Origin of the sequence: Vibrio sp. OPT18, assembly GCF_015163615.1 — a bacterium.
Lineage (GTDB): Bacteria > Pseudomonadota > Gammaproteobacteria > Enterobacterales > Vibrionaceae > Vibrio > Vibrio coralliirubri.
Window position 1 is genome coordinate 368,183 of the sequence record NZ_JADDYK010000060.1, and the last position, 13,318, is coordinate 381,500.

The 13,318-nt window shown below is 46.1% G+C and carries 10 protein-coding genes; 1 reads left to right on the top strand and 9 read right to left on the bottom strand.

Annotated features, from left to right (window positions below; all coding sequences use genetic code 11):
- The 9 genes from IQQ51_RS27255 to rlmD form a co-directional block, all read right to left on the bottom strand.
- Positions 1–523, bottom strand: a 523-nt coding sequence (locus tag IQQ51_RS27255) for a tRNA pseudouridine(13) synthase TruD (RefSeq protein WP_228012929.1), incomplete at its 3' end; no start/stop codon positions are given.
- A 22-nt stretch (positions 524–545) separates the two neighbouring features.
- The gene (gene ispF, locus IQQ51_RS16650; protein WP_004739053.1) at positions 546–1,025 is read right to left on the bottom strand and encodes a 2-C-methyl-D-erythritol 2,4-cyclodiphosphate synthase; all 480 of its coding nucleotides are present in this window, start codon (positions 1,023–1,025) and stop codon (positions 546–548) included.
- A gap of 2 nt (positions 1,026–1,027) precedes the next feature.
- Positions 1,028–1,729 (bottom strand): 2-C-methyl-D-erythritol 4-phosphate cytidylyltransferase, encoded by a 702-nt coding sequence (ispD, locus tag IQQ51_RS16655; protein WP_193841615.1) that lies wholly within the window; start codon positions 1,727–1,729, stop codon positions 1,028–1,030.
- Positions 1,729–2,010: a cell division protein FtsB gene (ftsB, locus tag IQQ51_RS16660; protein ID WP_010435786.1), complete on the bottom strand. Its 282-nt coding sequence runs from the start codon at positions 2,008–2,010 to the stop codon at positions 1,729–1,731. Before ftsB ends, ispD begins: the two co-directional genes overlap by 1 nt.
- A gap of 411 nt (positions 2,011–2,421) precedes the next feature.
- On the bottom strand, positions 2,422–3,720 hold the full coding sequence (gene eno / locus IQQ51_RS16665; RefSeq protein ID WP_050711946.1) for a phosphopyruvate hydratase: 1,299 nt from the start codon (positions 3,718–3,720) through the stop codon (positions 2,422–2,424).
- Between the two features lie 81 nt (positions 3,721–3,801).
- Positions 3,802–5,442 (bottom strand): CTP synthase, encoded by a 1,641-nt coding sequence (locus IQQ51_RS16670; protein WP_017063214.1) that lies wholly within the window; start codon positions 5,440–5,442, stop codon positions 3,802–3,804.
- A 150-nt stretch (positions 5,443–5,592) separates the two neighbouring features.
- Positions 5,593–6,390, bottom strand: coding sequence for a nucleoside triphosphate pyrophosphohydrolase (gene mazG, locus IQQ51_RS16675; RefSeq protein ID WP_048611394.1), 798 nt, complete (start codon positions 6,388–6,390; stop codon positions 5,593–5,595).
- A gap of 211 nt (positions 6,391–6,601) precedes the next feature.
- Positions 6,602–8,824, bottom strand: coding sequence for a GTP diphosphokinase (gene relA, locus IQQ51_RS16680; protein WP_193841616.1), 2,223 nt, complete (start codon positions 8,822–8,824; stop codon positions 6,602–6,604).
- A gap of 134 nt (positions 8,825–8,958) precedes the next feature.
- On the bottom strand, positions 8,959–10,278 hold the full coding sequence (gene rlmD / locus IQQ51_RS16685) for a 23S rRNA (uracil(1939)-C(5))-methyltransferase RlmD (protein WP_193841617.1): 1,320 nt from the start codon (positions 10,276–10,278) through the stop codon (positions 8,959–8,961).
- 165 nt (positions 10,279–10,443) lie between these two features.
- Between rlmD and barA the strand changes: the two genes are divergently transcribed.
- Positions 10,444–13,257: a two-component sensor histidine kinase BarA gene (gene barA, locus IQQ51_RS16690; protein ID WP_050646161.1), complete on the top strand. Its 2,814-nt coding sequence runs from the start codon at positions 10,444–10,446 to the stop codon at positions 13,255–13,257.
- The last annotated feature ends 61 nt before the right edge of the window (positions 13,258–13,318 follow it).

Here is a 13,318-nt window from a genome sequence, read left to right on the forward strand (position 1 = left end):
ATAAGTTGTTACCTTCATTACCAAAACGCTGAGCACCGAAGTAATTTGGCACGCCGACTTGAGCGACTTTTTCCAAACGTTTTACGACATCATCACAGTCTGTTACTTCAGACAAAGTCAGCTCGAATTGGTTGCCAACTAAATCACCCGGGCGTAACTTTTTGTTGTGTCGTGCTGTCGCCAAGATCTCAATGCTTGGGTACTGTGCTAAGAAAGCTGAAAAGTCAGGCTCACCTTTTGGCAGGTGTACACTCAACCACTGCTCAGTCACCGCGTGACGGTCTTTTAAACCTGCCCAGCTCACGTCTTTCGACTTAACACCGCAAGCTTTAGCCAGCTCGTTTGCTACGAAGCTCGTGTTTTCACCAGTTTTACGAATACGAACCATTAGGTGCTCGCCTTCACCAGTAAACTCAAAACCCAAGTCTTCATTAACGACAAAGTGTTCGGCTTTTGCTTTTAGTTTTGCTTTCGCAGTTGGTTTACCGTTTAGATAAGCCAATGAAGATAAAATATCTGACATGCTGTTCTTTTCGTGTTGGTGCTTACGCACTTTTAGTAATTAGGACCACCGCTTCACATGCGATGCCCTCTTTGCGACCTGTAAAGCCTAAACGCTCAGTAGTCGTCGCTTTTACATTCACATTGCTAATGCTGGTTTCTAGGTCTTGAGCAATAGCTTGGCACATAGAGTCTATATGAGGTGCCATCTTTGGAGCTTGCGCCATGATAGTAATATCGGCATTACCAATCACGTAACCTTGTTCTTTTACTCGACGGTAAACATCTTTCAGTAGTTCACGGCTATCCGCGCCTTTCCATTCGTCATCGGTATCAGGGAAATGACGACCAATATCACCCGCAGCAATCGCACCTAATAGAGCGTCACACAACGCATGAAGGGCAACATCACCGTCTGAGTGTGCAATAAGACCTTGCTCGTAAGGGATGCTTACACCACCAATAATTACCGGGCCTTCACCACCAAACTTATGTACATCAAAGCCATGGCCAATACGAATCATCATTATTCCTTATTCTGACTTAAATAGAACTCAGCAAGCGCTAAATCTTCAGGCTGAGTAATCTTAAAATTATCTGAACGCCCTGCCACTAAAGCGGGCGATAAACCTTTCCATTCAAAGGCTGAGGCTTCATCAGTAATTGAAGCTCCTTGTTGCAACGCCTCACTTAATGCCTTCCACAGAGGCTTTGCTCTGAACATTTGCGGCGTAAGTGCATGCCATAAATCGGCACGCTCAACGGTATGCTCAATCTGCCCTTGGGCACCGCGCTTCATCGTGTCACGAACTGGAGCCGCTAAAATAGCGCCCACATCATGGCTCATTGCACCGGAAATTAGCTTGTCGATATCACTTAGCTGGACACAAGGCCTTGCCGCATCGTGAACCATTACCCAATCACTAAGCTGCTGCTCAGCGATATAGTTTAGCGCAGAGAGTACAGAGTCTGCTCGCTCGCTTCCGCCAGACACTCTGATCACTTGCGGGTTCAGGTTGAGAGCTAGCTCTGGGTAGTATGGGTCATCATCGCTGATCGCAACGACAATTTGAGCGACTTGTGGGTGAGACAGTAATTTCTCAACGGTGTGCTCTAAAATTGTTTTGCCGTGAATCTTGAGATATTGCTTAGGGCGGTCTGCCTTCATTCGGCTACCGACGCCCGCCGCAGGTACAACGGCAATCACGCTTTGAAGTTGAGTCGACATTAATGGGATTCCTCGCCAATGATGCGATAAAACGTTTCGCCTTCTTTGACCATTCCAAGTTCATGACGTGCGCGTTCTTCTATCGCGTCTAAGCCTTGGCGTAGATCGTCAATTTCAGCAAACATTTCTGCATTTCGAATATGCAGCTTTTCATTTACTTGCTGTTGAACTTGGATTTCGTTGTTCACACCGTAGTAATCAGAGATACCATTTTTACCGAGCCACAGTGTGTGTTGTAGCCAGCCAAACACTATGAGCAGTACTAAAGCAAAAATTCGCATAACACCTTTCGCCGGTTGAAAAAGAAGGAACTAGAATAAGGCACATATATACCATAATGAGCTTATTGGTGCGAGATATGTGGTGTCAGGGAATCAATAAGTCGGGGAATTATTGTTATTCGAAACCTGTGATGAGAGTCCAGACTCCCTCCTTCGTCAGCCTAGGAAGTCACGTATTAGATAAACCAATACCTACAAAAGAGAAAACAACACACATTGCCCAATAACATATAACCACGTCATTCCCAAGAAGGAGGAACGACTGAGTTGGGAATCTATCACGCTTAACGTAAACAAGAGATTCCCTATGCCTTCCTTCGTCAGTCTAGGGAATGACGTATTTTAGGCAAAAAAAACGCCCTACCGAAGTAGAGCGTTTTCAAAAGCTTTAAGCTAATAATTCAGAGTGAATTATTGACCTTTAACTTCTTTAAGACCGTTGTAAGGAGCTTTAGAACCTAGAGCTTCTTCGATACGGATAAGTTGGTTGTACTTAGCAACACGGTCAGAACGGCTCATAGAACCAGTTTTGATTTGACCTGCAGCTGTACCTACCGCTAGATCAGCGATAGTTGCATCTTCAGTTTCGCCAGAACGGTGAGAGATTACTGCAGTGTAGCCAGCGTCTTTAGCCATCTTGATAGCAGCTAGAGTCTCTGTTAGAGAACCGATTTGGTTGAACTTGATAAGGATAGAGTTAGCTACGCCTTTCTCGATACCTTCAGCAAGAATCTTAGTGTTTGTAACGAACAGGTCGTCACCAACGATTTGAAGCTTGTCGCCTAGAAGTTCAGTTTGGTGCTTGAAGCCATCCCAATCTGACTCGTCAAGACCGTCTTCGATAGAAACGATTGGGAAGTTGTTCGCTAGCTCAGCTAGGTAGTGGTTGAACTCTTCAGAAGTGAAAGTTTTACCTTCGCCCTTCATGTTGTAGATGCCAGCTTCTTTGTCGAAGAACTCAGATGCTGCACAGTCCATAGCAAGAGTAACGTCTTTACCTAGTTCGTAACCAGCAGCTGCAACAGCTTCTGCGATAACTTCTAGAGCTTCAGCGTTAGACTTAAGGTTAGGAGCGAAACCACCTTCATCACCAACTGCAGTGCTGTAGCCTTTAGACTTAAGAACTTTAGCTAGGTTGTGGAATACTTCAGCGCCGATACGTAGACCTTCTTTAAGAGTTTTAGCGCCAACTGGTTGGATCATGAACTCTTGGATGTCAACGTTGTTATCTGCGTGCTCACCACCGTTGATGATGTTCATCATTGGTAGAGGCATAGAGAACTGACCAGCAGTACCGTTTAGCTCAGCGATGTGCTCGTATAGAGGCATGCCTTTCGCAGCAGCAGCAGCTTTTGCGTTAGCTAGAGATACAGCTAGGATAGCGTTCGCGCCGAACTTAGACTTGTTATCAGTACCGTCTAGGTCAAGCATGATTTGGTCAACGTCAGCTTGTGCTTTAGCGTCAGAACCAACTAGAGCTTCAGCGATTGGGCCGTTTACAGCTTCAATAGCTTTAAGAACACCTTTACCTAGGAAACGTGATTTGTCGCCGTCACGTAGCTCAAGAGCTTCGCGAGAACCAGTAGATGCGCCAGATGGAGCAGCAGCCATACCTACGAAACCGCCTTCTAGGTGTACTTCAGCTTCTACAGTTGGGTTACCACGTGAATCGATGATTTCACGACCTAGAACTTTAACGATCTTAGACATTGAATGTTTCCTTCTCGTTGAATATATAAATGTCAAATTTAAAGGTAGCAGCACAACTTACGCAGCTACCTGTATTCCTTTTTACTTCTCTAACTCGCCGCGCTGGAACTCGCCAGCCGCTTTAACGAAACCTGCAAACAATGGGTGACCATCGCGAGGTGTTGAAGTGAACTCTGGGTGGAATTGAGCAGCAACGAACCATGGGTGGTTCGGGTTCTCAATAACTTCAACCAGTTTCTTGTCCGCAGATAGACCCGATACTTTTAGGCCCGCTTTTTCGATTTGTGGACGAAGATTGTTGTTCACTTCGTAACGGTGACGGTGACGTTCATGGATCGTCGCGCTACCGTATAATTCGTAAGCTTTCGTCCCTTTCGCTAGGTGACAAAGCTGTGAACCAAGACGCATTGTGCCGCCAAGGTCAGATGTTTCTGTACGCTCTTCAACTTTACCTTCGCCATCAGTCCACTCAGTGATAAGACCAACAACTGGGTACTTAGTTTCAGTACAGAATTCAGAAGAGTGTGCCCCTTCCATTTTCGCAACGTTACGAGCGTACTCGATAAGCGCTACTTGCATACCTAGACAGATACCTAAGTACGGTACTTTGTTTTCACGAGCGTATTGAGCAGCAAGAATCTTACCTTCAACACCGCGGTCACCAAAGCCACCGGGAACTAGGATTGCATCAAGGCCTTCTAAAACTTCTACGCCACGAGATTCAACGTCTTGTGAATCTACGTATTTAATATTAACGCTTAGGCGGTTTTTCAAGCCTGCGTGTTTTAGCGCTTCATTTACTGATTTGTATGCGTCTGGTAGTTCAATGTACTTACCAACCATACCAATCGTCACTTCACCCGTTGGGTTAGCTTCTTCGTAAATTACTTGTTCCCATTCAGACAGGTCTGCTTCTGGAGCGGTAATGCCGAAACGCTTACATACAAGTTCATCAGTGCCTTGAGCTTTAATAAGCTGAGGGATCTTGTAGATAGAGTCAACATCGCGCATAGAAATAACTGCATTTTCTTGCACGTTACAGAACAGAGCAATTTTCTTACGCTCGTTCGAAGGAATGTTGCGGTCTGAACGACAAACTAGGATGTCTGGTTGAATACCAATAGACAGTAGCTCTTTTACAGAGTGTTGCGTTGGCTTAGTTTTCACTTCGCCTGCAGCTGCTAGGTATGGCACTAGAGTAAGGTGCATGAACATTGCGCGTTCACGGCCTAGTTCTACTGCTAGCTGACGAATCGCTTCCATGAATGGTAGAGATTCGATATCACCAACCGTACCACCAACTTCAACGATCGCGATATCGTGGCCAGCTGCGCCAGAAATCACACGCTCTTTGATAGAGTTAGTGATGTGTGGGATAACCTGAATAGTTGCACCTAGGTAATCACCGCGACGCTCTTTAGCGAGTACGTCTGAGTAAACACGACCTGCAGTGAAGTTGTTACGCTTAGTCATCTTGGTGCGAATGAATCGCTCATAGTGACCAAGGTCAAGGTCTGTTTCAGCGCCATCTTCCGTAACGAACACTTCACCGTGCTGAGTCGGGCTCATAGTGCCTGGATCAACGTTGATGTAAGGGTCAAGCTTCATCATAGTCACTTTAAGACCACGAGCTTCTAAAATAGCCGCAAGAGATGCTGCAGCAATACCTTTACCTAGAGAGGATACAACCCCGCCAGTAACAAAAATGTAATTTGTCGTCATGTTTAACCTGAAATTGGTTGAATGAGGGAAATGGACTACTTCTGGACGGGATGAAAATATACCAGAAGCCCCTTATCGCCACAACGTGAAATCTATCACACTGCTATTTTTTATTTTTTGCTTCAAATCAATTCATGATAAAAGCTTTGGTTATCTTTTCTCCGCCACCTTGACTTCATCCCACATGGAATCAAGCTGTTGTAGTGAAAAATCGGTCAAAATTTTATCTTGCTGACGAACTTTTTGTTCCACCCCTTTAAAGCGACGTGAGAACTTCAGATTGGCTTTATTGAGCGCAGACTCTGGATTTTTACCCAAATGTCGCACCAAATTGACCGTCGCAAACAGCAAATCTCCCAACTCTTCTTCAACTAAATCCTCATTTGGCGTCACTTGAAGTGCTTCTTCCAGCACCTCATCAACTTCCTCTAAAACCTTATTAGCCACTGGGCCAATAGAGTCCCAATCAAAGCCATATTTCGCTACCTGTTTTTGAATCTTTGTAGCACGTGAAAGCGCAGGTAGAGAGTTTGGTATTGAGTCTAGAATACTTTCTTGAGTTTTGCCTGCCTGAGCTTTTTCTTTGGCTTTTTCAGCTTCCCAGTTGGCATTAATTTCTTCATCGCTCGCAAACTCGGTATCAGAAAACACATGCGGATGGCGGCGCGTTAGCTTCTCATTGATGCCATCGACCACATCAGAGAACTCAAACAGCCCTTGCTCTTTGGCGAGTTGGCTGTAAAAAATCACCTGAAATAGCAGGTCACCCAGTTCTTCTTGTAGGTTCGGCCAATCTTTGTTGTGAATCGCGTCCACCACCTCGTAGGTTTCTTCGATAGTATGCGGCACAATTGTTTCAAAATTTTGTTTCAAATCCCAAGGACAGCCACCTTCTGGATCGCGCAGCTTAGTCATGATCTGTTCAAGTTGTTCAATCGGGTGATTCATTGTTTTTTTTCCTATTCACTGTCTTTGATTTTTAAATTTATAACGTCTTCTAAAACTAAAAAAGGTGAGCAGCCAAAACCACTCACCTTTCTATTCTTTCCGTCATCCTCAAGAGCGAAGAATGAGCGAGTTGGGGATCTCAAATCGCTTGACGAGATTCCCTATCACGTTCGTCCCTCACTGTAGGGAATGACGTGGATAGTATTTTGGACTACCCCAACCTTTTGACTGACATAACATCTTTGATTTGCTCAACTCGGCTGGTCACGCGACTCAGAATTTCAATATTGGTCACTTCCAAATCGAAATCCATTACCGACAGCTGACGCTTGTAGTCGATACGGCTCTTCATTGTGGTCACGCTGATCTTCTCGTTCGAGAACAGTGAGGTGATGTCTTTCAACAAGCCATTACGTTCTAGCGCTTCAACACGCAGCGTTAGGATGTATGAACCGACAAAGCCATTGCCCCAAACAGTATCAATGATACGTTCTGGCGCATGCACACTTAGCTCGCCTAGCTGTTCACAGTCAGCGCGGTGCACTGAGATACCACGACCTTGAGTGATGTAACCTTTAATCACATCACCTGGAATTGGCTGACAGCAACGCGCTAGGTGCGTCATTAAGTTATCAACACCTTCAACAACGACAGCATCCTTTTTCGGACGGCTCTGATGTGCTGGCTTGTTTTCCGACTCAAGCAGTTTCTCGAGCGCTTTCTTGTCTTCTTCTTCTGCCGTAGGCTTATTCACCAACGCATTGATGTGATTAACCACTTGGTTAATACGTAAGTCGCCACTGCCGATACCAGCATAGAGCTCATCTGGCGTGTTGACGTTAAAGCGTCTCAGAGCGTATTGGTCGGCATCTTTTAAGGTTGCACCCACTTTCGCAAGTTCCGCCTCAAGGATGTCTCGACCCGCTTCTAGGTTCTTCTCTCGGCTTTGTGCACGGAACCAAGCGTTAATCTTCGCGCGAGCACGACCTGAATGAACAAAACCTGTGGTTGGGTTTAGCCAATCACGTGATGGGTTCGGTTCTTTCTGAGTAATGATTTCAACCTGATCACCCATCGATAATTTATGGGTAAACGGTACGATACGGCCTGCTACTTTGGCACCGATACAGCGGTGTCCAACCATCGAGTGGATGTGGTAAGCGAAGTCCAGTGGGGTTGCACCCATAGGTAAATCGACCACATCACCGCGCGGTGTAAAGGCATATACGCGATCATCGAATACTTGGCTACGAACTTCATCCAGCATCTCGCCAGAATCCGACATCTCTTCTTGCCAATCGATAAGTTTACGCAACCAAGTGATTTTCTCGTCGTAACCACTGCGTCCGCTTGAAGCACCTTCTTTGTACTTCCAGTGCGCCGCCACACCAAGCTCAGAGTCTTCGTGCATTTGCTTGGTACGGATCTGAATCTCAATGGTCTTGCCCTCAGGGCCAAGAACCACGGTGTGAATCGACTGGTAACCATTTGGCTTAGGGTTCGCCACGTAGTCATCAAATTCACTTGGTAAATGTTTGTATTTGGTGTGAACCACACCTAGGCCGGCATAGCAGTCTTGAAGCTGGTCGGCGATGATACGTACCGCACGCACGTCAAAAAGCTCATCGAAGTCCAAGCCTTTCTTCTGCATCTTACGCCAGATACTGTAGATGTGTTTTGGTCGACCGCTCACTTCTGCATTGATGCTTGAACGGTTCATTTCCGCCGTTAAGTCATCAACGAAGTCTTTAATGTATTGTTCACGTACGATGCGACGCTCAGACAGCTGTTTAGCAATCTGCTTGTAGGTGTCTGGCTGTTGGTATCGGAACGCGTAATCTTCAATTTCCCACTTAAGCTGACCAATACCTAAACGGTTAGCAAGCGGAGCGTAGATGTTAGAACACTCTTTTGCTGCCGCGCGACGCACAGCATCAGGCGCTTTTTTCACCTCAATAAGGTTACAGATTCGTTCAGCGAGTTTGATGACTACGCAGCGGAAGTCGTCGACCATCGCCAGTAGCATGCGGCGAACGTTATCAACTTGACCCGAGGCAGCACTGCCTTCAAGAGTCACGTTTAACTGGCCTAAAGCCGCCATTTCTTCAACGCCATCGATCAACTTTACGGTTTCTTTACCGTAGCTTTCTTCAAACGCTTCGCGCTCAAAAACGCCGCTTGAGACGACGGGGAAAAGTTGCGCTGCAATTAAAGTGGCACGGTCCATAGACAGCGTAACCAAGATTTCGATCATCTCGCGGCCACGCCAAAGCAAGAGCGATGCTTGCTCGTGATCTTTTAATAGCTCTTCACAGTGACGATAAACTTTGATCAGTTTATTCGAGGTCTTTGCGTCTTGATTCAGTGACGCAATCCAACTTTCTAGCTCAAACTGTTCGCTTGGGTTTAAATGTGCGCTTCGTACCGCAACCATCATGCCTTCCTAGTTATTATGTTTTATACCCAATTCAATATGACTAACTGGTTCCAAGTTAGTTCGACCATATTGATATCAGCGCAGGCTTCCCTGCGCCTTTGTGATTCATTTGAAGCCTTGTTTAAGGGCCTCTAAGCCTTGATAAAGAGAGCCATCGATTCGAGATGACTGGTGTGTGGGAACATGTCCAACATACCCAGTTTGGCTAATTGATAGCCTTGTTTTTCTAAGCTCTCAGAATCTCTAGCTAGAGTAGCAGGATTACACGAAACATAAACCACACGCTTCGCTCCTAACGCTGAAATTTGATCAACGATCCCACTCGCTCCCGCACGTGCCGGGTCAAGCAATACTTTATCGAATTTCTCTTTTGCCCAAGGCTGTGAAGATAAGTCTTCTTCAAGGTTAGCTTGGTAAAACTCCGTATTGCCTAACTGGTTTAACGCTGCATTAGATGTGGCTTGCTGAACCATTTCATCAACGCCTTCTACACCAACCACAAACGCCGATTGTTGCGCGATAGGTAAACTGAAGTTACCTAGGCCACAAAACAGGTCTAGCACTCGCTCATCCGCTTGAGGCTCTAGCCACTCAATCGCTTGAGCCACCATCTGCTGATTCACTTTCTGGTTTACTTGGATAAAGTGATTTGGTTCAAAAGGTAAGGTAACACCTGTTTCACTGTAGCTAGGCGCATCACCAACCAGACGGACCAGCTTATCGGTTTCAGGCATCGAGTACAGCGTAGCGCCTTCTTCTTTTGCTAACGCAATCAGCGCTTGCTCATCTTTTTCAACCAAAGGCTTAAGGTGACGTAGCACCATAACAGGGCCAGTATCGCCCAACACCAATTCAACGTGTCCTAAAGACGTAAGGCTGTTGAAAGTGTTCAGTAAATTTTTCAGTTTTGGCAGCAATACATTGAGGCGAGGATCAAGCACGGCACAGTCGGTGATATTTTCAATCTGCTTACTCTGCTTCTTACGGAAACCGAATTGAAGCTGCTGTGTCTTCTTATCAACAAATAGGCTGATACGTGCGCGACGTCGATAACCGGTTTCATCACCGACAATAGGTTGTGCAACTTCAGTGTTGGCCGTTTGGTATTGGCTCATCAGGTGCGTCAGAGATTGCGATTTATGCTCAACCTGAGAAGAGTAACCAAGGTGTTGAAGGTGACAGCCACCACACTGATTAAAGTGCTTACAAAACGGCTTTAAACGCTGCTCGCTCGGCTTCAATAACTTGATGAGTTTAGCTCGCGAAAACTTACTTTTGCTCTCAGTAAGTTGAATAACCACCTGCTCACCGGGCAACGCGCCATCAATGAAAACAGGTTTATTCTTTTGATAAGCGATGCCAGCGCCATTGTGATCCATTCGTTCAACCAAAACCGATTGATGCTTGGTCTCGAGTTGAGTTTTCTTTTTTGGTTGGAAAAAACGTGCCATTGCTTGTGCCTAATGTATCTTTTAATAAGTAATTGGTATCCAGGACTCACTATTATGTCTTGGAATCATTGTCGAACGTCACGGCTTTGATTAAGCTTACCGTTCACTTAACCGCCATTGTGTGCGTTATTTTCCCATATCCAGACCTCGATGTAATTAAAGAACATGACCAGATATGGCTTAAGAGCCCGTGTAATTACCTTAACTCTAGCTCCAACCCTGATTATTGGGCTGCTATTGAGTGCATTTTTCTCATTTAACCGCTATCAAGACCTTGAGGGTCAGGTGGTTAACACTGGTACTAGCATCATTGAACCACTTGCGATTGCGAGTGAATCAGGCATGAAGCTCGAAAGTCGAGAGTCTGTTCGTCAGCTTATTAGCTATGCGCATCGAAAAAACTCTAAGCTGGTGCGCAGTATCGCGGTGTTTGATGAACGTCATGAGTTGTTTGTAACCTCAAACTTCCACCCCGATTTTGAAAGCCTAACCTATCCGAAAGATAAACCGATCCCGCATTTAAGCTCATCGAACCTGCTCGATAATACGCTGATCCTGCGGACACCTATCATCGCCGAAGGCCAGTACATCAACTCAGCCAACGGTCAATCTCAAGCCAATCAAGCGATCGGCTATATTGCGATTGAGTTAGATCTGTCATCACTTCGATTGCAGCAATATCAAGAAGTATTCTCTGCCTTCTTGGTATTGATTCTCGGGCTTGGTTTATCGGGCGTGTTTGCGTTCCGCTTAATGCACGATGTGACTCAACCGATCACGCACATGAAAAATATGGTCGACCGAATTCGTCGAGGTCACCTAGATGTACGTATCGAAGGCAAGATGCATGGTGAGCTAGATTCGCTGAAAAACGGTATCAACGCGATGGCGGTATCGCTTTCAGAATACCACGTCGAGATGCAGCACAGTATCGACCAAGCCACATCAGATTTGCGTGAAACCCTTGAACAGCTAGAGATTCAAAACGTTGAGTTAGACATCGCGAAGAAACGCGCTCAAGAAGCAGCTCGTGTTAAATCGGAGTTCTTGGCGAATATGTCTCACGAACTGAGAACCCCATTGAACGGTGTGATTGGCTTTACTCGTCAGATGCTAAAGACTCACCTATCGAACAGTCAAACCGATTACCTGCAAACCATTGAACGTTCGGCAAATAACCTGCTTAGCATCATCAACGATATCTTGGACTTCTCGAAACTTGAAGCCGGTAAATTAGCGCTAGAGAACATTCCATTTGAGTTCCAAGCCAGCCTTGAAGAGGTAGTAAACCTTCAAGCAACCAACGCTCATGAGAAAGGTCTAGAGCTGACACTGAAGATCGATCCTAAAGTGCCGCCAGGCGTGGTGGGTGATCCACTGCGTATTCAACAGATCCTAACCAACCTTGTTGGTAACTCAATCAAGTTTACCGAGCGCGGCAACATTGATATCAGCGTTGAGCTGCGCTCACAAAGCGAAGACAACATCGAGCTGCAGTTCATGGTTCGAGATACGGGTATTGGTATCTCGGAGCGTCAACAAGCTCAGCTGTTCCAAGCCTTCAGCCAAGCCGATGCAAGTATCTCTCGTCGTTATGGTGGTACAGGCTTAGGTCTGGTTATCACCCAAAAACTGGTCAGCCAAATGGGCGGAGAGATCAGCCTAACCAGTCGTCTACACCAAGGCTCAACCTTCTGGTTCACCTTGAGACTATCAACGACTGACATGCCGATGACTGAGCTGATTGAGACTCAGTGTCTGCAAGACAAACAACTGCTGCTTATCGAGCCAAACATGCAAGCGGCATCGATTACTCAGCAAATCCTAACCCAAGAAGGCTTAGTGGTAACGTATCGTTCGGTGATGCCAGACGAGACCACCTCCTATGACTACGTTCTGCTGAACCTCGCCGCTAACCAAGAGTATCAATTTGATACTGTGAGTGGTTGGGCGATCGGTGCGAAGAAGATTGCTCAAAACGTGATTATTGGTACACCAAGTACCGAGCTAGCGTTGGGTGAGCAACTAATGAAAGAGGTCGATGTTCAGTGCATCACTAAGCCTCTTTCTCGTAAGAAGTTGCTGCAAACTCTGGTATCGAATCAGGCACCAACCTTGATTGCACCAGCGATTGAAACACATTCAGAAGAGAAGCTTCCGCTTACGGTATTAGCGGTCGACGATAACCCAGCCAACCTTAAGCTGATCACCGCACTGCTCAAAGAGCGTGTAGAAACCGTCATCAGTTGTACCAGTGGTCAGCAGGCGATAGACAAAGCGACAGAGACGCCATTTGATATCGTATTCATGGATATTCAAATGCCACAAATGGACGGTGTGACCGCTTGTCAGAACATCAAAAAACTGGCGAACAATGCGCATACACCTGTAATTGCCGTGACCGCACATGCAATGATTGGCGAACGAGACCGACTGCTTGAAGCGGGCATGGATGACTACCTAACCAAACCTATTGAAGAGCATGTTTTACAGCAGGTTCTGATTCATTGGAGCTCGACCTCTGAGGTTGAGCACATCGAAAAAATAGATCCGGACCACCCAGCGGTCTCTGCTGAAGTCGACAACGGTCCGGTGTCAGAAACTGAAGCCAGCGTACACACAAACATCATCATTGATTGGCAAGCTGCGATGAAGCAGGCCGCCAATAAAGAAGACCTCGCACGCGATATGCTGCAAATGCTCGTAGACTTTATTCCAGAGGTTTATGAAGCAGCAGACAAAGCGATAGAAGACAGTGACTACCCCGTTGAAGAGCTGATACACATCATCCACAAGATGCATGGCAGCAGCTCGTACAGTGGCGTACCAAGACTAAAATCGGTCTGTGCGACGATAGAGAAAGAGCTGCGTTCTGGCACTTCTGTTGAAGACATTGAACCGGAGCTTTTCGAGCTTCAGGATGAATTAGATAAGGTTCAAGCAACCGCGATTCATTACTTGAAACCGGCGAAGACCTAGCGGGCACTTGTTACTCACCAGTATTCATTCGACGGTTTACCCGCCAATAAAAAAGCAGAGC